Source organism: Streptomyces sp. NPDC046308 (assembly GCF_055588065.1).
Map to the genome: position 1 here is coordinate 227,770 of NZ_JBVJFB010000010.1, position 25,558 is coordinate 253,327.

Genomic DNA, 25,558 nt, shown 5'->3' on the forward strand with positions numbered 1-25,558 from the left:
GGGGGTGGGTCCGATGCCGGCGCAGCGCGTGCACGCGAGCGAGCGGACGGCGTGGGTGGCCGCCCCGGCGGGTGTGGTCTACGGACTGCTGGCCGACGCCGTCCGCTGGCCGCTCCTGCTGCCCTCGTACGTCCACGTCGAGCGGATGGACTTCGACGGGGTCCGGGAGCGGCTGCGGGTCTGGGACGTACGCGAGGACCGGGTCCGCTCCTTCCACGTGCGGCGGGTGCTGGACCCGCACGCCAGGACCGTCGCCTTCGAGCAGGAGGACACCGCCCGGCCGGGCGTGCCCACCGCCGGCGTGTGGACGGTCGAGGCGCTCGGCGACACCGAATCCCTCCTGACCCTGCGTCAGGAACGTACGCTGGAGGGGCTGCCCGCCGCCGAGAGCGAGCGCAGCCGGCGGCAGTGGCAGGCGGAGCCGGCCGAGCAGCTCGCCCACGTCAAGGGGGTCGCCGAGCGCTGGGAGCGGCTGGACCAGCTGCTGTTCTCCTTCGAGGACAGCATGCGCGTCGAGGGCCCCGCCGAGCTGGTCTACGACTTCCTCTACCGGATCGGGGACTGGCCCGAGCGCGTCCCGCACGTGGAAACGGTCGACGTGGTCGAGGACGTGCCCGGTGTGCAGCTGGCGGCGGTGGACACCTGCGCCGCCCCCGGCGGGCGTACGGTCACCACCCGGTCGGTGCGGCTGTGCTTCCCCTCGGCCGCGCGGATCGTCGACAAGGAGCTGACGACGTCCCCGCTGATCGCCGCGCACACCGGCGAGTGGTCCCTCGTCCCCGGCCCGGACGGGGGCGGCGTACGGGCCGTCTGCGCCCGGCGGGGGATGCTGCGGGAGGAGGCGGTCGAGGAGGTGCTGGGGGCGGGCACCGACCTGGTGGAGGCCCGCCGGTACGTACGGACGTGGCTGGGGCGGGCCGGTACGGAGACGCTGCGCCTGGCCGGGTGGCACGCCCAGAGCGCCGTGCGCCGGCTGCGATGAGCCGCGCGCCCGTGCCCCCACGCGTTCGCGACGAGACCGAGAAGGAGGTCGTGGCCATGGTTTTCGACCGGTTGCGCCCGGAGCCGCTCGACGCTCCCCTGCACCTTGCCGGTCCCGAGGGGCCGTGGGACGAGGTGGGTGACCGGCTCGAGGACACCGGCCGGGCGGTTATCTGCACGACGTGGGGCCAGTGGCTGGCCGCCGTGCTGCTCGACCCGGCGCTGCGGCCCCTGCTCGGGCGTGACTGGCCGCGCTACCGGCAGACGGCGGCCGCGGCCGGCAGGATGCGCTTCGCCGTCTCGCGGTTCGTGGTGAAGCACTGTGTCGCGGCCGCGCTGGACGTTCCCGTGGACAGCGTGGAACTGGGCTACGAGGCGGACGGGCAGCCCGTGGTGCGGGGTGCGGGTGAGGACCTGGAGGTGAGTCTGGCGCACACCGGTGAGCTGATCGTGGTCGGTGTCAGCCGCAGCGGTCCGATCGGTGTGGACGCGCAGCCCGCGGACCGTGACGTCGCCGCCGAGGTGCCGGCCGGGCGGTGGTGCACCGCGGCGGAACGCGCGGCACTGGCCGCGCTGCCCGAGGGTGAGCGCCGGGCCCGGCTGCTGTGGCTGTGGACCCTGAAGGAGGCCCGGGCCAGGGCGCTCGGGCCCGGGCCGCGCCGCGCCGTCGCCGGCGTCGGGTTCGACCGCGACGAGCGGGGCCGTGCGGTCCTGGTGGGTGCGTGGGACGAGGAGGGGGGCGCGGGCGGGGAGTGGACGTTTGGCGCCCACCCGGTCCTGGAGCGGTATCTGGTCGGCGCCGCGCACCGGTGCCTTCCCGGCCTGGCGGCGGCCGGGAAGGCGCAGGTCGACACCGGTTCGCGAAGCGCTGCAGCACCACTTGAGGAAAGGGGGACCGGGTTCGGGGACCACTTACCCTTTCTGCGACCGGTGACCTCCGGGTGGGGCGAGGGAAGGCGGACGCCGTGAACGCAGGGGAACTTTCCACGGTGCCCCTTCACGTCGGTCCTGCCGTGCCGTGTCCGTGCCGGTGACCGACGACAGCGCGGCGGGCGGCCGGGCCGACGGCATCCGCCCCGGCCGCGTGCGGGCCGGCCGGTGAGGCGGGGCGACGCCGCGGACGGGCCGGGGCCGGTCCTGTCGGTGGTGTACGAGGCGGGTCACGGTGCGCCCGGCTGCGCGCTCGTCCTCGGCGTGCGCGGGCTCCGCCACGACGCGGACGCCGAGATGTTCGCCGCCCGCATCGCCGAGCGCCACCGCCGCTTCCGGGTCACCCTGGAGGGCCACGGCCCGGGCCGGCACACCCTGCGCCTGTTCCCCGACGCCGGCGCCCCCGGCGCCGCCGGCGCCGCCTCCCCCGGCCCGGCCCCGCCGGGCGGCGCGTCGCCGGGCGGGGAGCTGCCGGGCGGGGAGCTGCTGAGCGGGGAGTTGCTGGCCGACCTGCTGGGCCCCTATCCGGGCGCCGGTGAGCCGCTGGCCCTGGCCGGGGACCGGCGCGAACTGCTCGTGGGGGCGCTCACGCGTGCCGACGGGCCGGACCGGTACCTGGAGCAGGTCCACTGGAACTGGTCGGGGCCGCTCGACCGGGCCCGCTTCGACGCGGCCTGGCAGTCCGTCTGCGGGCGGGAGTCGATCCTGCGGGCCGCCTTCGACTGGACGGCGGTGCCACGGCTGCTGCTGCATCCGTACGCCGAGGTCGAGATCGTCCACCACGCCCGCGCGGACACCACCTGGCCAGAACTCCTCGACGCGGACCGGGCCCGCGGGTTCGCCCTCAACCGTCCGCCGCTGGTGCGCCTGGCCCTGCTGGAGGGGGAGCCGGGGGCGCCCACCCGGGTGCTGCTGACCTGCCACCGCGCCCTGCTCGACGAGCGTGGCGTCCACCTCCTGCTGCGCGCGTTCTACCGCGCCTACCTGGCCGCGGGCGCCCTGCCCGGTGGTGAGCGCCGTCCCGACCTGCGCGACCACGCGCGCTGGCTGGCCCGGCAGAGCGCCGGGGGCGCCCGGCAGCTGTGGGCGCGTGCGGCGCCCCCGCGCGGCGCCGCGACCGCGCCGGGACGCCCCGGCCCGGACACCGGTCAGAGCGGTGAGGGGCGGCTGCGCCGGCGGCTGGAGGAGCCGTACGGGCCGCGGCTGCGTTCCTGGGCGGCGCAGCGGGGGGTCGGCGAGAGCGGCGCCCTGTACACGGTGTGGGCGCTGCTGCTGTACCGGGCGGCGGCGGCCGGGGGTTGCCTGCCGGTGAGTTTCGGCGTCCGGGTCTGCGGCGGCGACATCGCGCTGCCCGGCGCGGGCGGCATCCCCGGACTGCTGGGCAGTGCGCTGCCGATGACGGTGCGGGTGGATCCGGCGGCCCCGCTGGCCGGCCTGTTGCGGCAGGTGCACGACGCACGGCTGGAGATGGGCGCCTACCCGTGGGTGTCGGCCGACCTGATCCGCGCGTGGAGCGGCCGGGGTCCGGGCGAACGACTCACCGACACCGTCCTCGTCTTCGACGGGCCGCCCGATCCGGGGGCCGACGTGGGGCGTGAACTGGAGGCACAGGGCATCGGTGTGGACGCGCCGCGGGCCGTCGGCGCCGGCGGGGGCGTGCCCGTCACGGTGGTCGCCCGGCACGAGAGCGGCGGGGCGCTGGTGCTCGACGCCGTCTACGACCGGGCGCGGCTGGCCGACGCGGACGCCGCCGCTCTGCTGGGGCAGTGCGTCGGCCTGCTGCGGGCCCTGCCCGAGCTGGCGGACCCCGATCCCACGGTCGGCGGGGTGCTGGGCCTGCTGGCGGACACGGAAGCCCCCTTCGTGGCCGCCCGGCCGCCCGCGGTACGGGATGGCGGGCTGCGCGTCCTGCGCGCCGGGGCGGCTTCGGCGGAGGTGATCTGCCTGCTGGCGGTGCCGGGGGTGGTGGAGGGCTGCTACGAGCTGTTCGCCCGCGACCACCGGGGCCCGCAGACGGTCGTGGTGCTGGACCTGGACGGTCCGCCCGGCGCGGTGGTGCCCGCCGCCCTGGCCGGGCTGCCGGCGCGCGGCGGGCGGCTGGTGCTGGGCGGGTGCGGGCCGGGCGCGGGGGCGGCGTACGCGCTGGCGCGGGTGCTCGCGGACGGGCCCAGGCCGCCGGTGAGTGTCGTCATGACGGGCCTGGGCGGTCCCCGGAGCAGCGCGCAGGCGCTCGCCCGGGGGCTCGCGGGTGTGGCCGTGCGGCGCGACTGAGCGGCCTAGGCGGCGTACAGGTCGAAGGTCGAGGTGCGGCGCGGGCCGGCGAGGACGTCGAGCTGCGGGTCGACGGCGAGCATGGCCTGGTGCAGTCGCTGGAGTTGCGGCGACGGTTCCACTCCCAGGTCCTCGATCAGGCGGCCGCGCAGCCGGCGGTAGACGTCCAGGGCGGTGGCCTGCCGGCCCGAGCGGTAGAGGGCGACCATGACCTGTGAGTGGAGTCCCTCGTGCTGGGGGTGGCGTGCGGTCAGCTCGGTCAGCTCGGCGATGAGTTCGGCGTGCCGGCCCAGTCTGAGGTCGGCGTCGATCCGCCGTTCCACGGTGACCAGGCGGCTCTCCTCGAGGCGCATCACCTCGATGTCGAGGATCGGTCCGACGCGTACGTCGACCAGGGCGGGGCCCCGCCACAGGTCCAGGGCGGCCCGGTAGCGGGCGGCGCAGACCTGGCTGTCGTCGGATTCGAAGGCGGACTGGCCCTCGCGGACGAGGCGTTCGTAGTCGTGCACGTCGACGCCGTCCTCGGGGATCTGCAGGAGGTAGCCGCCGTGGCGGGTGACGAGTACGTCCTTGGCGCCGCCGGGGGCGTCGGGGCCCATGGCGGTGCCCAGCCGTCTGCGCAGTTGCAGGATGTACGTCTGCAGGGTGGTCAGTGCGCTCTGGGGCGGCGCGGTTCCCCAGATCTCCTCCATGAGGGTGGGAACCGGTATGACGCGCCCCGGATAGAGCGCGAGGAGCGACAGGAGCTGTCTTGGTTTGCCCGCGGTCGGAACGATGGATCCCCCGTTGACTTCTGCGCTCAGCGGACCCAAAACCTGAATTCTCACGGTCTCCTCCGTACTTCCTTGGCTCTTTTCCTCCGGTGGCCAAGGAGCTGCCCCCGTTCGAGGCACGCTAGCCGGGGTGGATGTGCTCCATCTCTTTCCTGTAGTGGCTTTCGAGCCGCCGCCGAGCGGTTACGGCCAGTCGATCAGGGCGGTGGCGGGGCCGGTGGCGGCCGCCGCGGCGGCGGAGGCCGGGGGGACCGGCCAGTCGATGGCGCCGTCGGCGTGGGCGGCCCCGCCCGCGGTGAGGACGGCGGTGGCGACGAGGGCGGCGGTGGCGACGACGCGGGCGAGGTTCTTCATGGTGGCTCCCTTTGTGGCAACGTTTCGAATCTTCTTGGCAAGTCCTCTGCCAAGAAGACTGGCAACGTCTGCTCGGGATTTGCTCGTCAATCGCTTGAGGAAGGCTGGAGGGAAGGGCTGATATTGCCCGCCGGCCGCTTTTTGCGTGCCTGCGGGAGCTTCGTGAATTGCTGTGACCTGCGCGGGAGTTGATGGGGCTCGGGTCGTGCGGGAATTTGCCAGGAGTTGCCAGGGGGGCGGAACTCGAGCATCGCCGGAGCGGGCATTGCCAAGACCGCCGGGCAATAGGCAATGTATTGCCAAGCGTTCTGGCAATACATGGAACACAGGGTCGTGGACGTGCCGCGGCCCCGACAGCGGGGGGAGGCCCCTGAATGAATGCGCCGACGCATGCGCCCACGTACGACGACGCCCGGCGAACAACCCACCTGGACACGGCCGGTACGGGCCGGATGCCGGACGGGGTGCGCGCCCTGCTCGCCGCCTGCACCGCCCGCGACGACCGCTTCGGGAGCCGTGCGCTGAGGGAGCACCTCGGCGCCGTCCTGGACACCGAGGTGCACGGGCGACTGGGCGGTCTGCTGGGCGTCCCGGCTGGTGACACGATCCTGGCCACCGGCGCGGCCGCGGCCTTCGACGCCTTCGTGCGCGCCGTGCGGCTCGGTCCCGGCGACCGGATCTGGACCACCCCGCACGAGGGCGTGGACCACCTGAGCACCCTCTACGCCCTGCGTGAGCGCTCCCGTTGCCGGCTGGAGGTGGTCCCGCTGCGCGCGGACGGCGACCTCGACCTGGACTGGATGCGGGCCCACATCGACGAGGACGTCGCCCTGGTGTCGGTGGTCCACGTCTCCTCGGCCTGCGGAACGGTCAATCCGGTCGAGCGGGTGGGCCGGCTCCTGGCCCCCCACCGGGCCCGGTACGCCGTCGACGCCTCCCACTCCGTCGGCCTGCTGCCCGTCGACGCCGCGCGGATGAAAGCGCAGCTGGTCACGGCGGACGGCTGGAGGTTCCTGCGCGGCCCGGACGCGGTGGGCTTCGCCTACGCCGCGCCGGGGGTGTGGGGCGGCCGGCCGCCGGCGCCCGCCCCGGCGGGCGTGGCGGCGCTGAACGCCGCCCTCGCCCACCACGCCGCGGCCGTGCGGGTGCCGCGTGAGGACCTGCTGGCGCGGCTGCGGGCCGCCGTCGAGCGGACGCCGGGGGTCGAAGTGCTCGCGGCGGGCCGGGAGCAGGCCGGGATGCTGGCGTTCCGTCACGGCGAGGTCCCGGCCGCGGTCATCCGCCGCGGCCTGGCCCGGCGGGGGGTCGTCCTGCGCAAGAGCGTCGCGCAGGAGAACCCGCTCCACCCGGCCGCGCGGGACGGTGCGACCGCCGTCCGGGCGTCCGTCCACCACGACAACGGCGTGCAGGACGTCGACCGTTTCGAGCGGGCCCTGATCGAGGTCCTGCGGGAGGAGCAGCACAAGCGGGAGCACGTGGGGGCGGTCGTCGCCGCGGCGCCGGCCGCGGTCGGCGCGGACGGCGCCGGCGCCCCGTCGCCGTACCGGGCGAGGCCGGCCGGTCGCCGTCACCTCACCTTGCACCGGGCGACCTGAGCCCGCCGCCCCGGGCGGGTCCCCACCCCGCCCTTTTCGGGCCGCCCCGCCGGCGGGCCGCCGAGCCCGCACGCCGCAACGGCGCCAGGACCACGTCTCGTACGGGGTTCGAGCCGACTTCCACGGCGTCTTGAGCCCCGCGCGCGACGGTGGCCGCAATCCGGTCTTCAGATCTGGAGGATCCACATGACCATCAGTGACGTGTCCACCCTGCCGGGCCGAGACCCGGCCGCGGAACTGGCCGGCATCAAGGCCCTGGCCCTGGCCGGCCCCGACGAGCGGGCCACCCGGGCGCAGCACGCCAAGGGCAAGCTCACCGCCCGTGAACGCATCGCGCTGTTGCTGGACGAGGGCTCGTTCCACGAGATCGAGGCGTTGCGCCGGCACCGTGCGAGCGGTTTCGGGCTGGAGCAGAAGCGGCCCTACACCGACGGTGTGGTCGCCGGCTGGGGCACGGTGGGCGGCCGCACCGTGTTCGTGTACGCGCACGATTTCCGCATCTTCGGCGGGGCGCTCGGCGAGGCCCACGCGGAGAAGATCCACAAGGTGATGGACCTGGCCGAGGCGGCCGGTGCCCCGCTGGTCTCGCTCAACGACGGTGCCGGCGCCCGGATCCAGGAGGGGGTGTCCGCGCTGGCCGGTTACGGCGGCATCTTCCGGCGCAACACCCGTTCCTCCGGGGTCATCCCGCAGATCAGTGTGATGCTGGGGCCGTGCGCGGGCGGGGCCGCCTACTCCCCCGCGCTCACCGATTTCGTGTTCATGGTGCGCGGCACCTCGCAGATGTTCATCACCGGCCCCGACGTGGTCCGTGCGGTGACCGGTGAGGAGATCACCCAGAACGGTCTCGGCGGCGCGGACGTGCACGCCGCGGTCTCGGGGGTGGCCGCCTTCGCCTACGACGACGAGCACAGCTGCCTGGAGGACGTACGGCACCTGCTGTCGCTGCTGCCGTCGAACAACCGTGAGACGCCGCCGCGCGAGTACGGCGACGATCCGGCGGATCGGCGTACCGAGGCGCTCGCCGGGATCGTGCCGGCCAGTGCGCAGCAGGCGTACGACATCCGCCGGGTCATCGAGGAGGTCGTCGACGACGGCGACCACTTCGAGGTCCAGCCCGGCTGGGCGGCGAACGTGGTGTGCACGCTGGCCCGGATGGACGGGCACGTCACCGGTTTCGTCGCCAACCAGCCCGCCCACCTCGCCGGGGTCCTCGACATCCAGGCGAGCGAGAAGGCGGCCCGCTTCGTGCAGTTCTGCGACGCGTTCAACATCCCGCTGGTCACCCTGGTCGACGTGCCCGGTTTCCTGCCCGGTGTGGGCCAGGAGCACGGCGGCATCATCCGGCACGGCGCCAAGCTGCTGTACGCGTACTGCAACGCCACCGTGCCGCGGATCTCGCTGGTGCTGCGCAAGGCGTACGGCGGCGCGTACATCGTCATGGACTCCCGTTCCATCGGGGCGGACCTGGCGTTGGCCTGGCCCACCAACGAGATCGCCGTGATGGGTGCCGAGGGCGCGGCGAACGTCGTCTTCCGCCGGGAGATCGCCGCTTCCGCCGACCCGGACGCGACGCGGGCGCAGAAGATCAAGGAGTACACGACCGAGCTGATGCATCCCTACTACGCGGCCGAGCGCGGTCTGGTCGACGATGTCATCGACCCGGCCGAGACCCGCTCGGTGCTGGTGGGCGCGCTGGCCATGCTGCGTCCCAAGTACGCCGACCTGCCGTCGCGCAAGCACGGCAACCCGCCGGTATGACGGCCGGGGAGACGGCGCCCGCCCCGGGGGCGCGGCCGTGGCGGATCGTGCGCGGCAGTCCCGACGCGGCGGAGACGGCCGCCGTGCTGGCGGTCCTGAGCGCCCTGCTGGGGCGGCGGGCGGCCGAGCGGCCCGATCCCCCGCGCACGCGGGCCGCCGGGTGGGACCGCGGCGGCGGGTTGCGGCGGGCGGGGACCTGGCGCGAGCGCTGATCCGTCGCGCCCCGAGTGCCCTGCGGCACGCTCTGGAGGTCTGGTGAGCGACGGAGGGAAACAAGGATGAGCGTGAAGACGAGAGAGAAGTCTCCCGAGCGGCCCGTGGCGCTGGTCACCGGGGCGACCAGCGGCATCGGGCTGGCCGTCGCCCGGGACCTGGGCGCCCGCGGCCACCGGGTGTTCGTCTGCGCGCGTACCGAGTCGGCGGTCAAGCAGACCGTCGCCGATCTGCAGGGCGAGGGGCTGAGCGTGGAGGGCGCGGCCGCCGACGTGCGCGACCGCGGCGCGGTACGGTCGCTGGTGGCCGCCGCGGTGGCGGCGTACGGGGCGCCGGTCAGCGTCCTGGTCAACAACGCCGGCCGCAGCGGTGGCGGCGTCACCGCGGAGATCACCGACGAGCTGTGGCACGACGTCATCGACACCAACCTCAACAGTGTGTTCCTGCTGACGCGTGAGGTTTTGACCAGCGGCGGCCTCGGCGCGCAGCCGTGGGGCCGCATCGTCAACATCGCCTCCACCGCGGGCAAGCAGGGGGTGCTGCTGGGCGCCCCCTACTCCGCGTCCAAGCACGCCGTGGTCGGTTTCACCAAGGCGCTCGGCAAGGAGCTCGCGCCGAGCGGCACCACCGTCAACGCGGTCTGCCCCGGGTACGTGGAGACGCCTCTGGCGGCGCGCGTGCGCAGCGGGTACGCGCAGGCGTGGGAGACCACCGAGGAGTACGTCCAGGAGCAGCTGGAGTCCAAGATCCCGCTCGGCCGGTACTCCACGCCCGAGGAGGTGGCCGCCCTGGTGGGTTACCTGACCACCGATCTGGCGGCCTCCATCACGGCGCAGGCGCTCAACGTGTGCGGGGGGATGGGGAACTACTGACGTCGGCGGCCGGCGCCGGGTGCGCCGAACGGGGGAGGGCCGCGGACGGTCGGTCGTCCGCGGCCCTCCCCCGTGGTGGCCGGTTTCCGCGGCCGTTCACAGGACGGTCGGCGGTCCCGAGACGTCCCAGACGAGGGCCTGCGGGGCGGTGCGGGCGTCCCGCCACCGGGCCAGGGCGGCGGTGTCCACGGGCTCGTCGGCGAGCAGGACGTGCCGCAGGGCCGGCAGGGCGGTGCGGCTCGCGCGGGCGGCGGCGGCCAGCCGGGCGAACGCGGACGGCAGTTGTGTCACCACGCTCACCTGGTGCTCGGCCAGCAGCCGGGCGAACGCGCGGGCGTCGCGGGCGGTGTCGCGGTCCACCATGACGGCGGGGGCGCCGCGGAGCAGGGGTGCCCAGATCTCCCGCATGCCCAGGTCCAGGCTGAGGGAGTGGAAGTACGTCCACACGTCGTCCGGCCCCGTCTCGAGCATCGGGACGAGGGCGTCCACCCACGCCAGGACGTCCCGGTGGGGGACGGGCCGCACGGTCAGGGCCCGGCCCGGGTCGCCGCCGGCGGGCAGGGCCAGGAAGGCCGTGTCCGGCTCGGTCGTGCGGCCCGTCGCGGTCTCGGGGCGCGCCGCGATGACGAATCCGCCCGTCTTGGCCAGCGGGATCTCATCGCGCAGCAGTTGGCTGTCGGAGATCACCATCTCGACGCCGGCGTCGCGCATCAGGTGTTCCTGGAGGCCCGCGTGGTGTCCGGGCTCCAGGGGCAGTACGGCGGCTCCGGTGCGCATCGCGCCCACCACGGCGGCGGGTGCGGTGCGCGAGCGCCGGGCGCGGACGGCGACGACCGATCCCCCTCCCGTGCGGCCCGACAGGCGCCGGGCGATGTCGTCGGCCAGCCAGTCCAGTTCGAGGTAGGTGCTGTGCCCCGTGGTGTCCCGGGTGCAGACCCGGGCGGGATGGCGGGCGGCGGCGGCCGCGAAGCGGATGTCGATGCGGTCCGGGCGCGCGGGCCGCGCGGCGGCCGGGTCGAGCCCGATCCGTCCGTGCAGAGCGGCCAGGTCGGCGGTCAACTGGTCGAGCTCGGGATGATCCGGAGTGGCGTTCATGCGGCCTCCCAGCGGGCGGGTCGTTGCTCCGGGGGCCGATGTTGTCGCAGGAGACCGGAAAACGGCTCAAGTCCCGCCGCAGAGGCGGGCTCGGGGGTCGGTCGCAGTTCCCCGGACGTGTGGTGGAGGGCTGCTCGACGTGCGGTCGAGGGCCGCTCGGGACGTCTGGTCCGGCCGCTCGGGGCATGCCTACGATTCTGGGGCTCACGCCGAAGCCACCCTCTCTCCGTCGCGCTCCGAGGTGACCACTCGTAGACGCAGGCATATGGAACTGAGCTTTGTGGCTATGGCCCGTCTCGCGAGACTGGACTTGACTGTACTCATGACTCAGAACACGCAGATCACCCTCGTCATCGGCGGTCACGGCAAGACCGGCCGGCGCGTCGCCGAGAAGCTTTCCGCCCAGGGCCGTCAGGTCCGGATCGGTTCCCGCAGCGGCCGGCCCGCCTTCGACTGGCACGAGCCCGCGACCTGGGTTCCCGCCCTGGAGGGCGTCGACCGCGTTTACGTGACCTACTACCCCGACCTCGCCTTCCCGGGCGCCGCCGAACAGGTCCGCGAATTCTCCAAGGTGGCCGTCGCCAACGGTGCGCGCCGTCTGGTGCTGCTGTCCGGGCGCGGCGAGGAGGCCGCGGAGGTGTCGGAGGAGAACCTGAAGGCCTCCGGCGCCGACTGGACCATCGTCCGCTCCAGCTGGTTCAACCAGAACTTCAACGAGAGCTTCTTCCTGGAGCCCGTCCTGGCCGGCGAGATCGCCCTGCCGACCGGTGACGCGGTGGAGGCCTTCGTCGACGCCGACGACATCGCCGACGTCGTGGTGGCCGCGCTGACCGATGACAAGCACATCGGCAGGACGTACGAGCTGTCGGGCCCGCGCCTGCTCAGCTACAGCGATGTGGCCGCCGAACTGTCCAAGGCCACCGGCCGCGACATCAAGTACATCTCGGTCACCAACGAGGAGTACCGCGCGGTGCTGCGCGAGAACAACCTCCCCGAGGAGTTCGCGGACCTGTTCACGATGATCCTCGACGGGCGCAACGCGCACCTGGTGCACGGGGTCGAGGAGGCCCTGGGCCGCAAGCCCAAGGACTTCTCCGACTTCGCCCGCGAGGCGGCCGCGTCGGGGGTCTGGAACGTCTGACGGCGCGAGCCCCGCACCGCCGTTTGCTCCCTCATCGCTCCTTGACCGGGCGGCGACTCTGGTACGGCCGCCGCCCGGTACTCGGGGTTGGGGGGCACGCCCTGCGGCTCTCCCGTGCTCCGGCTCCCCCGCACACCGGCTCTACCGCACACCGGCTCCACCGCGCTTCGGCGCCACCGCGCACGACAGACCGGCAGGAGGCTCCCGTGCCCGCTCCCCCGTCGTATTCCAGCGAACACGGACTGGAACACCTTCCCCCGCACTTCCACGGCTTCGCCCTGATGCACATCGCGATGCGGCGTGACGCGGCCCGGCTGCGCGCCGCGGCCCCCGCGTGGAACGGCGCGGGCACCGAGTGGTGGCAGCGGCTGCGGCAGGTCATCGAATGGCACCACACCAGCGAGGACGACGTGCTGTGGCCGGGACTGCGCCGCCGGGACGCCGACTTCGACGCGCAGGCACGCGAACTGCACGAGGACCACGAGGAGTTGGACGCGGCGATGGCGGCCGTCTCGACGGCGGTCGCGCACCGCGGTGACGGCCTGGTCCGGGCGGCGCAGACCTTCGAGGGGGTGCTGCGCGATCACCTGCGCGACGAGGAGCGGATCGTCTTCCCCGTCTTCGACCGGCTCGGCGAGCGGGCCTACCTGGCCGAGGAGCGCAAGGTCGTCTCCAGTGCCCCGATGCGGGTGATGACCTACCTCCAGCCGTGGATGTTCGACGGCGCTCCCCGCCAGTCGGTCGCGCACGTGGCGGCCACCATCCCGCCGCCCGTCCGGCTGATCGGCGCCACGCTGCTGAACCGGCGCTACGAGCGCACGTTGAAGGGAATCCTGAAGTGAGCAGCACGACCACGCAATCGGTGACGCTGGTGGCGGCGACGGTGGGGACCGGGCTGATGGCCGGGCTCTACTTCGCGTTCGACATCTCGGTGATGCCGGGTCTGGGCCGCGGCGACGACCAGACGTACGTGACCGCGATGCGGAACATCAACGAGGCGATCGACAACGGCCTGTTCGGACTCCTGTTCCTGGGCGCCTTCCTGGCGACCGGGGTGGCGGCCGCGCAGCAGCAGCGGGGCGGCCGTCCGGACGCGGCGCGCTGGGGCTGGCTGGCGTTCGCGCTGTACGGGCTGTCGCTGGCGGTCACCGCGATCGTGAACATCCCCCTGAACAACCAGCTGGCCCGGGCCGGCGCCGACGTGGCGGCGCCCCGCTCCCGCTTCGGCGGCCGGTGGGCCTCGGGCAACGTCGTGCGTACGGTGGCCTGTACGGCGGCGCTGGCCGCGCTGGGACGGGCCCTGACGCTGCACGGCCGCGCGTCGGTGTAGGCACCCCGGCCGCGGCAGAACCGGCGGCGGCGCACACCCCGCGCCGCTCCTCCCCCGCGAACGGCGCCCGCTCTCTTCTCCGTCCCCCGCGGGAGAGCGGGCGCTTCGCCGTGCCCGTCTCCCGTGTCCGCCGGGGAGCGGGGATGGGTGCCGGGGGCTGGGGGCCGCAGGTATGACGCGAGAGGATGGACGCATGGACACGCTGACCGGACTGCTGGAAGGCCCCAAGGCCCGGGGGGCCTTCCTGCTCAAGTCCGTCTTCAACCCGCCCTGGTCGCTGCGCGTGGAGGACCGTGCGCCGCTCTCCGTCGTCACGATGGTGCACGGCGACGCCTGGCTGGTTCCCGAGCACGGCACCCCGGTGGTGATCCGGCCGGGCGACGTGGCCGTCGTACGCGGCCCCGATCCGTACACGGTCGCGGACTCCCGGGACACGCCGGTGCAGATCACCGTCGGCCCGGAGCAGCGGTGCAGCACGCAGGAGGGCGAGGACGTCACCGAGACGATGGCGCTCGGCGTGCGGACCTGGGGCGACGATTTCCAGGACGCCGGTTCGGCCGTGATGCTCAGCGGTACCTACCAGGCGCCGAGTGAGATCGGCCGGCGGCTGCTGGGCGCGCTGCCGACGATCCTGGTGCGGCCGGCCGAGGCCGCCGACACCACCCTGGTCACCCTGCTCGTCTCGGAGATCTCCAAGGACGAGCCGGGTCAGGAGATCGTCCTGGACCGGCTCCTGGACCTGCTGCTGATCGGGGTGTTGCGGACCTGGCTGGCGGCTCCGGGCAGTGGCGCGCCCTCCTGGTACCGGGCGCAGAGCGACCCGGTGGTCGGGCCCGCCCTGCGGCTGCTGCACGAGAATCCCGCCCACGGCTGGACGGTGGAGGAACTCGCCCTGAAGGTGGGGGTGTCGCGGGCTTCCATGGCGCGCCGGTTCACCGACGTCGTGGGCGAGCCGCCGGTGGCGTATCTGACCGGGTGGCGTCTGGCCCTGGCGGCGGACCTGCTGCGGGAGCCGGACGCCACCATCGCGACGGTGGCGCGGCGGGTGGGCTACGGCTCGGCCTTCGCGCTGTCGACGGCGTTCAAGCGGGTGCGGGGGATGAGTCCGCAGGAGTTCCGTTCGGGCGCCCGCCCGGTGACCGCGCCGCAGGCCCCGCAGCAGGCGCGCACGGTGGTGCTGCCCGGGCCCTGACGGCCGGCGGTGACGGACGGTGGCGCGGGTCCGGGCGCCGGCGGTCGCCGGGCCCGGGCCGAGGTGCGCGTCGGTGTCGGTGTGGGTGTCGGTGTGTTACGCGGGGGCCGCCGAGGAGGCCGGTACGGGCGCGGCGGCCCGCTCGGCGGGCCGGCGGCGGCTCTCGCGGGTCACGGCGGTCAGGACCAGGTGGGGGCCGGCCAGCCAGCGGCCCCGGTAGTGCGGGTCCACGGGCGGGGGCGGTGAGGGGTGCATGGTCGCCGCGAAGCCGCCGTCGGGGGAAAGGGTGAGGGTGGCGTCGCGGAAGCCGAGCCAGATGCCGGTGGCCGGGTACCACGCCTTGTACGCGGCCTCTTTCGCGGAGAAGAAGACGCGGTCCCACGGGACGGTGGGATCGGCCGCGGCGAGGGCGGCGAGGTGGCTGCGTTCGTCCTCGGAGGCGATCAGGGCGAGGACGCCGCGGGGCAGCGGGCCGGCCGGTTCCGCGTCGATGCCCACGGCGGCCAGCACGGAGGCGGGGGCCGCCACGGCCGCGCGGTAGCCCTCGCAGTGGGTGATGCTGCCGACCACGCCGGACGGCCACTGGGGGGCGCCGCCCGGTCCCGGGAGCAGGGCGCCGGTGGGGCGGCCGAGGTCGGACAGGCAGCGGCGGGCGCAGGCCCGGGCGGTGGCGAACTGGGTGCGCCGACGGTCCCGGCGGCCCTCCATGAGGGCCGCCTCGGCCGGGAAGAGAGGGGCGGGCGCCGCGTCGTCGAAGGCTTCCGATGACGTGACGCCCGGGGGAAGGAGTTCCTCGATCATCGCGCGGCGAGCTCGCTGACGGCGGCGACCGCCAGGAGCGGGCGTTCCAGTGCGAGCATGTGGCCCGCGCCGGGTACCGGTTCGAAGCGGGCGCCGGGCAGGACCTCGGCGAGGGTTTCGGCGAGCGCGATGTCGATCACCTTGTCGCCGTCGCCGTGCAGGACGACGGCGGGGGTGGTGACCGCCTTGAGGGCTTCGCGGACGTCCCAGCCGCGGGTGCAGCGGAAGAAGTCCGCGCGGACGCGGGGCGTGGTGGCGGCGAACATCTGCCGGTTGACGTCGCGTACGACGGGGTCGACGTCCTTGCCCAGGGTGGAGCCGAGCAGTCTGCCTCCCAGCCAGGGCCGGCGCAGGGCCCGGGAGAAGAGCTCGCTGCCCATCATCTTGACCTCGCTGTCGGGGGTGTCCTGGCCGTGTGCCGCGGTGCCCAGGAGGACCAGGCCGCGCAGTCGGCCCGCGGAGGGCGAGGTGGCGGCGTAGGTGAGGGCGGTGAAGCCGCCGCCCGAGTGGCCGACGAGGACCGCCTCGCGGGCGTCGGTCTCGCCCAGGACGGCGGCCAGGTCCGCGCTGAGGCGTTCCACCGAGACCGGTGTGCGGCCCAGGGTGGACGCGCCGTGGCCGCGCTGGTCGTAGAGCACCACCCGGTGTCCGGCGCGGATGAGGCGGTCGGTGACGGTGCCCCAGGCGCGGCGGGTGTGTGCCCAGCCGTGGAGCAGGACGACGTCGGCGGCGCGGGGTGTGGCGGTCAGGGGGGCGAGGACGGTGACGGCCAGTTCCGCGCCGTCGTCGGTGCGGACCGTCAGTTCGCCGGCGGTGTCGGGGGTGGCGCTCACCGGGGTACCGCCGACAGCTGCCGCTCCAGTGACGCGAAGGCGGCGAGGGTGGCCTTGGAGTGTTCCGCGCCGAGGTCGGCGACCTTGGCCAGGGCCTTGAGCCAGCCGTGCGGGCTGCCGGTGAAGTGCATGGACAGGCGGGTGCGGCCGCCGGGCAGCGGTTGGAGCAGGAAGGTGCTCGGGCCGCGGAAGACGCCGTCCACGTACTCGATGTCGAGTCGGCGGCCGGGCTCCACGGCCACCGTGCGGGAGGTGAAGCGCAGCTTCAGCCCGCCCTTGTCGACGCCCTTGGTGTGCACGACCACGCCCACCGTGCCGCCGATCTCGTCGGGGGCGCCGGAGAGGGCGGTGAACGTGTTGTGCGGGACCCACCACTTCTTGGCGCCGCGGAATTCGGCGACGAGGGCGTCCCAGACGGTTTCCGCCGGGGCGTCGATCACCGCCTCGTCGATCAGGTCGTACGTCGTCATCTCGCAGCCTCCACTCGCTATGGGAAAGGCGGTGGGGGCGGGGTCCCTCTCCCCTGCCCCCACCGCCGGGTCTTCACGGCCGGCCGGCCTGCCGTCAGGCGAAGAAGCCCTGGCCGGGCGTGAAGATGTTGTTGGGGTCGAACTTGCGCTTGGCGCTCACGAAGCCGCTCCAGCGGTTGCCGAAGTGCTTTTGCCAGTCGGCGCCCGTCATCGGGATCGAGCCGACCAGGTAGCGCTTGGCGCCGCTGGCGACCGCGATGTCGTACAGGCGGCGGTTCTGGTCGATCATGCCCTGGATGTTGGGTTCACCCGGGTTGGGGAAGCGCAGCAGGTCGAAGAGGTAGACCACGGACTCGTTGGGCATCATCGCCAGCGGCCGCTTGATCTTCGAGGTGTAGAACGGGTAGAAGAGCAGGAATCCGCCGCCGAGGGAGCTGTCGTCGAGCTCCTGCTCGACGCGCTTCATGAACGCCTTGGTCTTCGAGGCGGGCAGGAACATGCTCAGCCAGGGCTTGGGCGTGTACCAGTGGCCGCCTTCCTTCAGGACGGCCTCGTAGCCGTCGAGGCGGAACATGTAGTCCCGGAAGGAGACGTCCTCGATGACCGCGTCGGCGCGGACGTCCTTGAGGTCGCACAGCAGCCTGGCGCGGTTGGGCGGCGTCGTGTTGTAGGTGGCGCCGACCTCCAGCTTGTAGCGCCAGCCGGAGTTGTCCGGGGTGCGGAGCATCTCGCCGGCGTGGACCTGGAAGCGGCCGTCGGCCAGGACCTTCTCGGAGTCGGCGAGGTACTGCTCGACGGTGCTGTAGAACAGGCTGAAGATGACGGCCCGCTGGGGGGCCGGGATCAGCTTGACGGTGGCGCGGACGATGATGCCGACCTGGCCGCCGCCCGAGAGTGCCGCGTTGAACAGTTCGGTGCGCTGGGTGGCGCTGGCGGTGACGAGCTTGCCGTCGCCGGTGACGATGTCGATGGACTGCACGGTGTCGCAGAGCAGGCCGTACCTCTGGACGGTGCCGCCGATGCCGCCGATGGAGATGGTGCCGCCGACGGAGATGTAGAGGTAGTCGGGGAGCGCCGGCGGGGTCTTGCCCACCTTGAGGGTGGCGTCGGTCAGCTGGCCCCAGGTCACTCCGGCTTCGACGACGGCGGTGTCGTTGCCGATGGAGATGATGTTCGACATGCCCTTGGCGTCGATGGAGATGCCGCCGGGGACGCGTGCCTGGCCGTAGACCGAGTGGGACTCGATGTCGTTGCCGGTGCCGCCCTGGCCGTTGACGGCGACCTTGATGTTGTGGGTGCGGGCGTATTCGACGATCTTGACGATGTCGTTGGTGCCGCCGGGGCGCAGCACCGCCCACGGCTTGCTGGGGGCGCCGTCGAAGAGGTGCCCGAAGTCGTTGGCGAAGGCGTCGACGACACCGGGGGTCGTCTCCAGGGTTCCGGCGAGTCCCGGCACGGGGACGACGTCGGAGTTGCCGGCGGCCTCGGCGGCCGTCGCCCAGGTCTGGGAGACGGTGTTCCAGCCGACGACCGCGACGGCGGTGGTCGCGATCCCGCCCAGGACCCGGCGGCGGGACGGCTCGGCCGGGGTGCCCGCGGCCGTTCTGTGGGTGCTGCTCATCTCGTGCGTCTCCTACTGGTGAGGTACCGGCTTGGTGCTGCGCACCCGGGAAGCGAGCTGGTACTCGCTCAGGTCCAGGCGCTTGGTCCCGCGGCGGAAGCGCCAGGTGTAGGTGGGGAAGACGGTGGTGTTGCGGCCGTTGGCGTCGAGGTACCAGCTCTTGCAGCCGCCCGACATCCAGACGGTGCCCTCGAGGTGCTTGTCGAGTGTGCGGTTGTAGGCGTCCTGCGCCTCCTGGCGGACCTCGATGCTGGCCAGGCCGCGCTTGTCCGCCTGCTTGAGGGAGTCGACGACGTACTGGACCTGCGCCTCGATCATCACGGTCTGCGAGGAGTGGCCCAGGGCGGTGTTCGGGCCCAGCAGCATGAAGAGGTTGGGGAAGCCGGCGATGGTGGTGCCCCGGTGGGCGGCCATGCCGTCCTTCCAGGCCTCGCGCAGCTGGACGCCGCCCCTGCCCCAGATCCGGCGGGCGACCGGGCGGTCGGTGGCCTGGAATCCGGTGCCCAGGATGATGGTGTCGACCTCGCGCTCCACCCCGTCGCCGGCGACGATCGACTTGGGGCGGACCTCGGCGATCGGGTCGGTGACGATCTCCACGTTGGGCTGCTGGATCGCCGGGTACCAGGTGTTGGAGAACAGCAGGCGCTTGCACGCCACCAGGTAGTCTGGGGTGAGTTTGGCGCGCAGCGCCTCGTCGGCCACCGACTTCTCCAGGTGGTCGCTCGCCATCTTCTGGACCTTCTCGGCGAGCTTGGGGCGCTTCCAGAAGAAGGCGAGGATCTCGCGGCCCCACATGTTGAAGCCGCGCCGGAACTGCTGGTAGCCGGGCAGCGAGCGGAGCAGCTTGGTGTGGAGCTCGCTGTTGGCCTTGTCGGGCTTGGGGCCGATCCACGGGGGGGTGCGCTGGTAGAGGTCCAGCTGTGCGACCTCGGGCTGGATCTCGGGTACGAACTGGATGGCGGAGGCGCCGGTGCCGATGACGGCGACGCGGCGGCCGGCCAGGTCGTGGTCGTGGTCCCAGTTCGAGGAGTGGAAGATCTTGCCCTCGAAGTCGGCCAGTCCCTTGATGTCGGGGACGGCGGCCTCGCTGAGGTAGCCGGTGCCGGTGACCAGGAACTGGGCGGTGTACTGGCCCTGCGAGGTCTCGATCTTCCAGTGCCGCTCGTCCTCGTCCCAGCGGGCGGCCTCCAGTTCGTGCCCGAACCGGATGTGCGGGCGGACGCCGAAGCGGTCGGCGGTGTCGCGCAGGTACGCGTACAGCTCGTCGCGGGAGGCGAACGTCGACTTCCAGTTCGGGTTGCGGGCGAAGGAGAACGAGTAGAGGTGGGACATGACGTCGCACGCACAACCCGGATAGCTGTTGTCGCGCCAGGTGCCGCCGACCTCGTCGGCCCGCTCGAACACCAGGAAGTCGTCGATGCCCGACTGCAGCAGTCGGATGGCGGTGCCCAGGCCGGAGAAGCCGGTGCCGATGACCGCGACCCGCAGGTGCCGGGTGGGGCCGCGGCCGGCGGGGGCCTTCTCGGTGCCCGTGCGTGCTCCGCCGTCCTTGGCCGGCTCAAGAATGCTCGTCACGTCGACCTCCTCAGCGGCGCGTGATGGTGACGCGGAAGTTGTTGAAGAACTTGTCCTCGAGCGTGTAGGCGAAGATGTCGAGGTAGCGCTCGAAGCGGGAGACGACCTCTTCGCCCTCCAGGGCCACGGCCTCGTCGCGGCGCTCGGCCAGCAGGACCAGCCAGGCGCGGCAGGCCATGGCGAAGGACTCGCGCTCGTTGACGATCTCGTCGATCTCGAAGAGGCCCTCGGCGGCGGCGGACAGCTCGCTCAGGTGGGGGATGTGGCAGCCCTCGAACTCGGAGCGCTGGAGGAACTTCAGGTCGTCCAGGAGCGCGCGGTTCATCGGCAGCGCCTCGGCGGTCATGGTGTGCAGGACGAACTTCGCGCCCGGGTTGAGGGCGTTCGCGACCTGCTGGAAGAAGTACCGGTAGCGCTTGGTGCGCTCCTTCGGCGGCAGGTTGGAGGAGACGAAGTGCTCCAGGGCGTTGATGCAGAACGCGGCGTCGTACTTCTCGCTGTCGTCGGCGACCTTGTAGTCGGCCCAGCTCTTCACCAGGGTGGTGATGCGCGGGTTGCCGAGGCCGTCGATGAAGGCTTCCTGGGTGCGGGAGAGGGTCAGGCCGACGGCCTGTTCCGCGCCGTGCACGGTGGTGAGGCGGTTGAGCATGGTGCCCCAGCCGCAGCCGATGTCCAGGACGCGCTTGGTGGTGCCGGCGCTGACGTTCGCGAGTTCGGCGAACTTGTCGAGCTTGCGCTCCTGCGCCTCGTCCAGGGTGGCGACCAGGTCCTCGCCGTCCTCCCAGTAGCCGCCCGAGTACATCATCGTGGGGCCCAGCAGGAGCCGGTAGAAATCGTTGCTGACCTCGTAGTGGTGCCTGATCGCATCGACCTCGGGGTCCACCGACTTGGGGGCGACCGTTGTCATCCTGATCCTCTTTCCTGCGTGTCCGGCGGGCCTTGTTTCCGAATTCGCGACCGAGAAAACCCGATGCCCCGCAAGGTGTGCGCAAGAGGGCCCGGATTCGGGATCCGGTGCGGTGTTGCGCGTTCCTTGCGGGGGCGGGGCTTTTATCGCTCTCGAAAACAAGACACGCACTGCCGAGTTGCATTGCCGAGAGAGGACCGACCCCATGTCGCTGCCCACCATCGAAGAACTGGCGAGCCAGCTCGAGGCCGTCTCGGGTGCCGCGGAGGTCAGCCCCGACGCCCCGCTCCAGCACATCGCGGACGTCGACTCGCTGGACCTGATGGAGTGGCTGTACGGATTCCAGAACCAGTACCCGCACATCCCGGCCGACGAGTCCCTCTTCGCGGACCTCGACGACACGACCACGCTGCGTGACGTGTACGCGAAGATCGTCGACCTCGTCCCGGCTCAGGCGTAGCGAGGGGTGACGTGACCGGCTTCGACATCACCGGGTGGGGCATGTCCGTACCCGAACGCATCGTCACCAGTGCGGAGCTCGCCGAGCGGTTCGGCGTGGACGAGCACTGGGTCGTCAGCCGCTGCGGCATCCGTGAGCGGCGGGCGGTCGACCCGGGGCAGACCACCGCCTCCCTGGCCGTCGAGGCCGGCCGGCGTGCGCTGGAGAAGGCGGGGCTGACCGGCGCCGACATCGCCCACCTCATCGTCGCGACCGCCACGCCCGAGCAGCCCTCCCCCGCGACGTCCGCGTTCGTCCACCACGAACTGGGCGTCTCGGGGAGCGCGCACGACGTCAACTCCGAGTGCGCGGGCTTCGTCTACGGGCTGGTGTCCGCGATGGCGCTGATCGCCATCGATCCCCGTCCGATCCTGCTGATCGGGTCCGACACCCACACGCTGACGGCCAACCCGGCCGACCGCGACCTGTCGATCCTCGTCGGTGACGGCGCGGGCGCGGTCGTCCTGCAGCCGGGCGCGGAGAACCGGGTCAAGGCGTGGAACCTGGGCGCCGACGGGGCCTGCACCGGCTCGCTGAAGGTCCTGGCCGGCGGCAGCCGGATGCCGACCACCCAGGAGACGCTGGACGCGGGTCTGCACTACGCGCAGATCAACGGCAACGAGATCTACCTCAACGCCGTCCGCTACACCGTCCGTACGGTGCGCGAGACGCTGGAGAACGCCAAGGTGGAGGCGGCCGACGTGGACCACGTCGTTCCGCACCAGGCCAACATCAGGATCATCAACTCGATCCTGTCGCACACCGGTCTGCGCCAGGAGGCGCTGATCACCAACCTCCAGAAGTACGGCAACACGGCTTCGGCGTCGATCCCGATCGCGCTGACCGAGGCTTTGGAGGAGGGCCGTATCAAGGCCGGTGACAAGGTCCTGCTGGCCGGCTTCGGAGCGGGCATGACCTGGGGTTCGATCCTGATGGAGTGGGGCGGTGTCGCGGCATGAGCAAGAACGGTGCGGGACAGCGGCCCGAGTTGCCGGTCGCGCTGGTGACCGGTGCCTCGGGCGGCCTCGGGCAGGCGCTGGCGCTCGAACTCGACGCGCTGGGCTGCCGGGTCGCGGTCCACTACAACAGCGCCCGTGAGGCCGCCGAGGCGGTCCGGGAGAAGCTGGTGAACCCCTCGGTGCTGGTCACCGGGGACGTCGGTTCGTGGGAGGCCACCCAGGCCCTCCACGAGCGGATCTCCGCCGAGCTCGGCCCGGTGGACGTCCTCGTCAACAACGGGGCGATCCGCAAGGACAGCCTGATGGCGATGCAGAACCCGCAGGACTGGGCGCAGGTCATCCAGACCAACCTGATCGGGTCGTTCCACACCGCCCGGGTCTCGGTGCCGCACATGCTGCGGCAGCGGTGGGGCCGGGTGATCAACATCGTGTCGCCGTCGGGCCTCATCGCGACGGCCGGGCAGACGGCGTACTCGGCGTCCAAGGCGGGGCTGATCGGCTTCACCCGTACGCTGGCGTCGGAGTGCGGCCGGCGCGGGGTGACGGTGAACGCGCTGTCTCCCGGGTTCATGATCACGGGTATGACGAACACCCTCCCGGAGCGGGTCGTCGAGGGCATGGAGGGCAAGGCTCCCATTCCCCGTTTCGTCACGGTCGAGGAGGTCGCCCGCAGCGCCCGGCTCTTCCTGGAGCAGGACTGCATGACGGGCCAGGTCATCAGCATCGACAGTGGTGTGTCCATCACCTGATACCGGTCCTCCCCTCCCCCGGCCCCGGCCTCCCACCCCCAGGGGAGGCCGGGGCCGCTCGCCGTGCCCCCGCACCCGTGCGGGCACTGGGGCACGGGGGTGCGGGTACGGGGGCCGGGGGCAGGGCATGGCGAAGGCCGCCGCGGGGATCCGCGGCGGCCTTCGGCGTGCGAGGGGTCAGGCCGCGGGGAAGGAGGCGGCGGGGTGGGTGAGGGGGTGGGTGACGCAGCCGTGGTCGGCCAGGGAGCAGGGGCGCGGGGCCGACGCGCGGTGGTCCATCTCGAAGACCCCCATCAGGACCGGGTCCAGGCCGGCCGCCGAGCGCGGGGCGAACGCGCGGGGTTCGGGGGTGCGCAGCAGTTCCAGGTAGGCCGCTTCCGTCTCCGGGGCCGGATCGATCCCCAGTTCCTCCGCCAGTACCTCCCGCAGCTGCTGGTAGCTGCGCAGTGCCTCGGCGCGGTTGCCGGCCCGGGTGTGGGCGGCCATCCGGCAGCGGTAGGCGCTCTCCCGGAAGGGGGCGCGGCGCACGGCCTCCTCGGCGTAGCGCAGGGCGTGGTGTTCGTCGCCCAGGGCGGAGGAGGACAGGCTCGCGGTCTCCAGGGCCTTCAGGCGTACCTCTTCGAGCTGCTCGCGCATGGCGTTGACCCATTCGCCCTCGTGGGAGGGCAGGAACGAGCCGCGCAGGTTCGACACCGCGCCGGCCGCGAGCTGTTGCGCGACCGCGTAGGCGCCCTCCGCGTACGCCTCCGCGGCCTCGGTGACCGCGGTCTCCGCGCATTCCACGTCGACGGCCGCGTCCTGCGGTAGCCGCAGGAGGTAGCGGCCGCCCTGGGCGACCAGCGGGGTCACTCCCGGCTGGTCCTGCGGTGTGGTGACGAAGGTGCGCACGCGGCTGACGAGGCTGCGCAGCGCGGAGGCCCAGGTGTCCGGCAGGCCCTCGGGCCATATGGTCTCGGCCAGTTGGTCACGGTCCGTGCCGCCGCTCCGCTCGAGGATCAGGCGGGCGAAGGCCACTTGCGCCTGGGCGCTCGAGAGGTGTTGCGGCGCTGCTCCGTCCGGCTCGATCGTGACAAGACCTATGAGTCTGATCAGCACTATGCACTCTCCGAAACGGTCGGCTTCCGGCCGTGTCCCCCCTAGTTCGTGCGATTCAGAGGATACCGGCGGGCCGTCTCGGCATGTCAACAGCGGCCGGCAAAACATTCCTTCGCGAATGAAAGCCGAGGTCCGGGGATTGTCCTTCGCTTTTCGAGTACGGCTATGGCCTTCCTCTTGCGCCGCTATTGCGCCCCCCGGGTCTTAATGGAATTCCGCTAGAGCCCCGCCGGAACAACGGCGGAGCGTGGATGGAGTTCCGGGTCCGCCGGACGATCGCGACGAGGAGAAGCACGTGAACGCATCCGCCGCCTGGAGCCGACTCGAGCCGAAGCTGGCCTACTTCCGCGACCGCGTCCGGTCTTTGGAGTACGAGCCCAACCGCAAGAACAGCTTCGTCGCCTACACCGTCGAGCGGGATTCGGCGTACGCGGACCAGGACGGCCGGCGCCTGTTGATGATGTCCGGGTACAGCTACCTGGGCCTGGCCGGTGACGAGCGGGTGGTGTCGGCCGCCAAGGCGGCCGTGGACCGGTACGGCACGGGCAACCACGGGGTGCGGGCGCTGGCGGGTTCCACGCCGCTGCACGAGGAGCTGGAGGCCGAGGTCGCCAAGTTCGCCGGGCGTGAGCAGGCGCTGGTGTTCGGTTCGGGCTATGCGGCGAACGTGGGGACCGTCGGTGCGATCGTCGGTCCCGGCGACACGGTCTTCATCGACAAGTACGACCACGCGAGCATCGTCGACGGCTGCAAGCTCTCCGGTGCGACCGTGACCCGGTTCCGGCACAACGACGTCGCCCACCTGGAGCGGCGGCTCGCCGCCGCCCCCGACACCGGTGTCCGGCTGGTCATCGTCGACAGCGTGTACTCGATGGACGGTGACATCGCGCCGCTGGTGGAGCTGCGCAAGGTGTGCGACGCCCACAACGCGCTGCTGATGGTCGACGAGGCGCACGCGCTCGGTGTGATCGGCGCGACCGGCAAGGGCATCGAGGAGCACTTCGACTACGAGGTGAAGGTCGACGTCAAGCTGGGCACCCTCTCCAAGGCCATCCCGTCCATGGGCGGTTGGGTCGCCGGCTCCGCCGAGCTGATCCACCACCTGAAGTACGCGGCGCGCCCGTTCCTGTTCTCGGCCGCGCTCGGCCCGGCGCAGAGCGCGGCGGCGCTGGAGTCCCTGCGGATCCTGCAGCGCGAGCCGGAGCGGGTGGAGTTCATCCAGCGCGAGTCGGAGCGGTTCCGCACCACCTTGCACGAGGCCGGGATCAGCACCGTCGACAGTGAGACCGCGGTCGTCCCGGTCATCGCCGGATCGGACACCGCCGCCTACGACTACGCCACCGTGTGCCGCAGGAACGGTGTGATCGGCCTGCCGGTGGTCACCCCGGCGGTCCCCAACGACCTGGCCCGGCTGCGCATCGCGATCACCGCGGCGCACACCAAGGCCGACCTCGACTTCGCGGCCGAGGCCTTCATCAAGTCGGCGCGCGAGTGCCGCATCATCTGACCGCCCTCACGACGACCGCCTTCACGCCTTAGGG

Annotated in this window: 25 protein-coding genes; 15 read left to right on the top strand and 10 right to left on the bottom strand. The window is 72.6% G+C overall.

The genetic code is table 11. The features are described from left to right. The first annotated feature begins 13 nt into the window (after positions 1 to 13). From ACZ6JT_RS32620 to ACZ6JT_RS32630, 3 genes are all read left to right on the top strand, one after another. Positions 14 to 982 carry an SRPBCC family protein gene (locus ACZ6JT_RS32620; RefSeq protein ID WP_469215414.1) on the top strand — a complete coding sequence of 323 codons (969 nt, stop codon included), beginning with the start codon at positions 14 to 16 and terminating at the stop codon, positions 980 to 982. 11 nt (positions 983 to 993) lie between these two features. Beyond that, entirely contained in the window at positions 994 to 1,950 is a 957-nt protein-coding gene (locus tag ACZ6JT_RS32625) for a 4'-phosphopantetheinyl transferase family protein (RefSeq protein WP_469215415.1), read from the top strand. Positions 1,951 to 2,079: 129 nt separating this feature from the next. After that, the gene (locus ACZ6JT_RS32630; protein WP_469215417.1) at positions 2,080 to 4,182 is read left to right on the top strand and encodes a condensation domain-containing protein; all 2,103 of its coding nucleotides are present in this window, start codon (positions 2,080 to 2,082) and stop codon (positions 4,180 to 4,182) included. Between the two features lie 5 nt (positions 4,183 to 4,187). Here the strand turns inward: ACZ6JT_RS32630 and ACZ6JT_RS32635 are convergent, their stop codons facing one another. Next, positions 4,188 to 5,009, bottom strand: a complete 822-nt coding sequence (locus tag ACZ6JT_RS32635; protein WP_469215419.1) for an AfsR/SARP family transcriptional regulator — start codon at positions 5,007 to 5,009, stop codon at positions 4,188 to 4,190. A 129-nt stretch (positions 5,010 to 5,138) separates the two neighbouring features. Beyond that, positions 5,139 to 5,309: a hypothetical protein gene (locus ACZ6JT_RS32640; RefSeq protein WP_469215421.1), complete on the bottom strand. Its 171-nt coding sequence runs from the start codon at positions 5,307 to 5,309 to the stop codon at positions 5,139 to 5,141. Positions 5,310 to 5,683: 374 nt separating this feature from the next. Between ACZ6JT_RS32640 and ACZ6JT_RS32645 the strand changes: the two genes are divergently transcribed. From ACZ6JT_RS32645 to ACZ6JT_RS32660, 4 genes are all read left to right on the top strand, one after another. Next, positions 5,684 to 6,904, top strand: coding sequence for an aminotransferase class V-fold PLP-dependent enzyme (locus tag ACZ6JT_RS32645; protein WP_469215424.1), 1,221 nt, complete (start codon positions 5,684 to 5,686; stop codon positions 6,902 to 6,904). A 186-nt stretch (positions 6,905 to 7,090) separates the two neighbouring features. Beyond that, complete coding sequence (locus ACZ6JT_RS32650) at positions 7,091 to 8,665, top strand: acyl-CoA carboxylase subunit beta (protein WP_469215426.1); 1,575 nt, start codon at positions 7,091 to 7,093, stop codon at positions 8,663 to 8,665. Beyond that, positions 8,662 to 8,877, top strand: a complete 216-nt coding sequence (locus tag ACZ6JT_RS32655) for an acyl-CoA carboxylase epsilon subunit (protein WP_469215428.1) — start codon at positions 8,662 to 8,664, stop codon at positions 8,875 to 8,877. Before ACZ6JT_RS32650 ends, ACZ6JT_RS32655 begins: the two co-directional genes overlap by 4 nt. Before the next feature lie 66 nt (positions 8,878 to 8,943). Continuing rightward, positions 8,944 to 9,750, top strand: a complete 807-nt coding sequence (locus ACZ6JT_RS32660; protein WP_469215430.1) for an SDR family NAD(P)-dependent oxidoreductase — start codon at positions 8,944 to 8,946, stop codon at positions 9,748 to 9,750. A gap of 96 nt (positions 9,751 to 9,846) precedes the next feature. On the opposite strand, the gene ACZ6JT_RS32665 is transcribed toward ACZ6JT_RS32660, so the two are convergent. Continuing rightward, a complete protein-coding gene (locus tag ACZ6JT_RS32665; protein WP_469215431.1) occupies positions 9,847 to 10,845 on the bottom strand; it encodes an AMP-binding protein in 999 nt (332 codons plus the stop codon). A gap of 322 nt (positions 10,846 to 11,167) precedes the next feature. Between ACZ6JT_RS32665 and ACZ6JT_RS32670 the strand changes: the two genes are divergently transcribed. The 4 genes from ACZ6JT_RS32670 (at position 11,168) to ACZ6JT_RS32685 (ending at position 14,508) form a co-directional block, all read left to right on the top strand. Beyond that, a complete protein-coding gene (locus ACZ6JT_RS32670; protein WP_469215432.1) occupies positions 11,168 to 11,986 on the top strand; it encodes an NAD(P)H-binding protein in 819 nt (272 codons plus the stop codon). A gap of 206 nt (positions 11,987 to 12,192) precedes the next feature. Next, complete coding sequence (locus tag ACZ6JT_RS32675; protein ID WP_469215434.1) at positions 12,193 to 12,828, top strand: hemerythrin domain-containing protein; 636 nt, start codon at positions 12,193 to 12,195, stop codon at positions 12,826 to 12,828. After that, a complete protein-coding gene (locus tag ACZ6JT_RS32680) occupies positions 12,825 to 13,316 on the top strand; it encodes an anthrone oxygenase family protein (RefSeq protein ID WP_469215437.1) in 492 nt (163 codons plus the stop codon). Before ACZ6JT_RS32675 ends, ACZ6JT_RS32680 begins: the two co-directional genes overlap by 4 nt. Positions 13,317 to 13,509: 193 nt before the next feature. Continuing rightward, positions 13,510 to 14,508, top strand: coding sequence for an AraC family transcriptional regulator (locus ACZ6JT_RS32685; protein WP_469215438.1), 999 nt, complete (start codon positions 13,510 to 13,512; stop codon positions 14,506 to 14,508). Positions 14,509 to 14,604: 96 nt separating this feature from the next. Here ACZ6JT_RS32685 and ACZ6JT_RS32690 read toward each other — a convergent pair whose 3' ends face one another. The 6 genes from ACZ6JT_RS32690 to ACZ6JT_RS32715 all read right to left on the bottom strand — a co-directional run bounded on the left by ACZ6JT_RS32690 (position 14,605) and on the right by ACZ6JT_RS32715 (position 20,715). Then, positions 14,605 to 15,309 carry a 4'-phosphopantetheinyl transferase family protein gene (locus tag ACZ6JT_RS32690; protein WP_469215440.1) on the bottom strand — a complete coding sequence of 235 codons (705 nt, stop codon included), beginning with the start codon at positions 15,307 to 15,309 and terminating at the stop codon, positions 14,605 to 14,607. Continuing rightward, positions 15,306 to 16,142, bottom strand: a complete 837-nt coding sequence (locus ACZ6JT_RS32695) for an alpha/beta fold hydrolase (RefSeq protein WP_469215442.1) — start codon at positions 16,140 to 16,142, stop codon at positions 15,306 to 15,308. The genes ACZ6JT_RS32690 and ACZ6JT_RS32695 overlap by 4 nt, the downstream gene beginning before the upstream one ends. Then, the gene (locus ACZ6JT_RS32700; RefSeq protein WP_469215444.1) at positions 16,139 to 16,612 is read right to left on the bottom strand and encodes an SRPBCC family protein; all 474 of its coding nucleotides are present in this window, start codon (positions 16,610 to 16,612) and stop codon (positions 16,139 to 16,141) included. Before ACZ6JT_RS32700 ends, ACZ6JT_RS32695 begins: the two co-directional genes overlap by 4 nt. Before the next feature lie 94 nt (positions 16,613 to 16,706). After that, positions 16,707 to 18,233 (bottom strand): FAD-binding protein, encoded by a 1,527-nt coding sequence (locus ACZ6JT_RS32705; RefSeq protein WP_469215446.1) that lies wholly within the window; start codon positions 18,231 to 18,233, stop codon positions 16,707 to 16,709. Between the two features lie 12 nt (positions 18,234 to 18,245). Then, positions 18,246 to 19,808, bottom strand: a complete 1,563-nt coding sequence (locus ACZ6JT_RS32710) for a flavin-containing monooxygenase (protein WP_469215448.1) — start codon at positions 19,806 to 19,808, stop codon at positions 18,246 to 18,248. Between the two features lie 10 nt (positions 19,809 to 19,818). Further along, on the bottom strand, positions 19,819 to 20,715 hold the full coding sequence (locus tag ACZ6JT_RS32715) for a class I SAM-dependent methyltransferase (RefSeq protein WP_469215450.1): 897 nt from the start codon (positions 20,713 to 20,715) through the stop codon (positions 19,819 to 19,821). A gap of 205 nt (positions 20,716 to 20,920) precedes the next feature. On the opposite strand from ACZ6JT_RS32715, the gene ACZ6JT_RS32720 reads away from it, so the two are divergent. From ACZ6JT_RS32720 to ACZ6JT_RS32730, 3 genes are read left to right on the top strand one after another with little or no spacing between them, the layout of a single operon-like run. After that, positions 20,921 to 21,175, top strand: a complete 255-nt coding sequence (locus ACZ6JT_RS32720; protein ID WP_030390264.1) for a hypothetical protein — start codon at positions 20,921 to 20,923, stop codon at positions 21,173 to 21,175. Between the two features lie 11 nt (positions 21,176 to 21,186). Beyond that, positions 21,187 to 22,173: a 3-oxoacyl-ACP synthase III family protein gene (locus ACZ6JT_RS32725; RefSeq protein ID WP_469215451.1), complete on the top strand. Its 987-nt coding sequence runs from the start codon at positions 21,187 to 21,189 to the stop codon at positions 22,171 to 22,173. Further along, positions 22,170 to 22,922, top strand: coding sequence for an SDR family NAD(P)-dependent oxidoreductase (locus ACZ6JT_RS32730; protein WP_469215453.1), 753 nt, complete (start codon positions 22,170 to 22,172; stop codon positions 22,920 to 22,922). Before ACZ6JT_RS32725 ends, ACZ6JT_RS32730 begins: the two co-directional genes overlap by 4 nt. A 177-nt stretch (positions 22,923 to 23,099) precedes the next feature. Here ACZ6JT_RS32730 and ACZ6JT_RS32735 read toward each other — a convergent pair whose 3' ends face one another. Next, positions 23,100 to 23,936, bottom strand: coding sequence for an AfsR/SARP family transcriptional regulator (locus tag ACZ6JT_RS32735; protein WP_469215455.1), 837 nt, complete (start codon positions 23,934 to 23,936; stop codon positions 23,100 to 23,102). A gap of 376 nt (positions 23,937 to 24,312) precedes the next feature. On the opposite strand from ACZ6JT_RS32735, the gene ACZ6JT_RS32740 reads away from it, so the two are divergent. Continuing rightward, complete coding sequence (locus tag ACZ6JT_RS32740; RefSeq protein WP_469215457.1) at positions 24,313 to 25,524, top strand: aminotransferase class I/II-fold pyridoxal phosphate-dependent enzyme; 1,212 nt, start codon at positions 24,313 to 24,315, stop codon at positions 25,522 to 25,524. Positions 25,525 to 25,558: the final 34 nt, after the last annotated feature.

Coding starts and splice junctions, on each gene's coding strand:
- ACZ6JT_RS32730 (WP_469215453.1), top strand. CDS start 22,170: ATGAGCAAGAACGGTGCGGGACAGCGGCCCGAGTTGCCGGTCGCGCTG.
- ACZ6JT_RS32700 (WP_469215444.1), bottom strand. CDS start 16,612: ATGACGACGTACGACCTGATCGACGAGGCGGTGATCGACGCCCCGGCG.
- ACZ6JT_RS32645 (WP_469215424.1), top strand. CDS start 5,684: ATGAATGCGCCGACGCATGCGCCCACGTACGACGACGCCCGGCGAACA.
- ACZ6JT_RS32655 (WP_469215428.1), top strand. CDS start 8,662: ATGACGGCCGGGGAGACGGCGCCCGCCCCGGGGGCGCGGCCGTGGCGG.
- ACZ6JT_RS32690 (WP_469215440.1), bottom strand. CDS start 15,309: ATGATCGAGGAACTCCTTCCCCCGGGCGTCACGTCATCGGAAGCCTTC.
- ACZ6JT_RS32660 (WP_469215430.1), top strand. CDS start 8,944: ATGAGCGTGAAGACGAGAGAGAAGTCTCCCGAGCGGCCCGTGGCGCTG.
- ACZ6JT_RS32720 (WP_030390264.1), top strand. CDS start 20,921: ATGTCGCTGCCCACCATCGAAGAACTGGCGAGCCAGCTCGAGGCCGTC.
- ACZ6JT_RS32620 (WP_469215414.1), top strand. CDS start 14: ATGCCGGCGCAGCGCGTGCACGCGAGCGAGCGGACGGCGTGGGTGGCC.
- ACZ6JT_RS32670 (WP_469215432.1), top strand. CDS start 11,168: ATGACTCAGAACACGCAGATCACCCTCGTCATCGGCGGTCACGGCAAG.
- ACZ6JT_RS32640 (WP_469215421.1), bottom strand. CDS start 5,309: ATGAAGAACCTCGCCCGCGTCGTCGCCACCGCCGCCCTCGTCGCCACC.
- ACZ6JT_RS32685 (WP_469215438.1), top strand. CDS start 13,510: ATGGACACGCTGACCGGACTGCTGGAAGGCCCCAAGGCCCGGGGGGCC.
- ACZ6JT_RS32650 (WP_469215426.1), top strand. CDS start 7,091: ATGACCATCAGTGACGTGTCCACCCTGCCGGGCCGAGACCCGGCCGCG.
- ACZ6JT_RS32705 (WP_469215446.1), bottom strand. CDS start 18,233: ATGAGCAGCACCCACAGAACGGCCGCGGGCACCCCGGCCGAGCCGTCC.
- ACZ6JT_RS32715 (WP_469215450.1), bottom strand. CDS start 20,715: ATGACAACGGTCGCCCCCAAGTCGGTGGACCCCGAGGTCGATGCGATC.
- ACZ6JT_RS32665 (WP_469215431.1), bottom strand. CDS start 10,845: ATGAACGCCACTCCGGATCATCCCGAGCTCGACCAGTTGACCGCCGAC.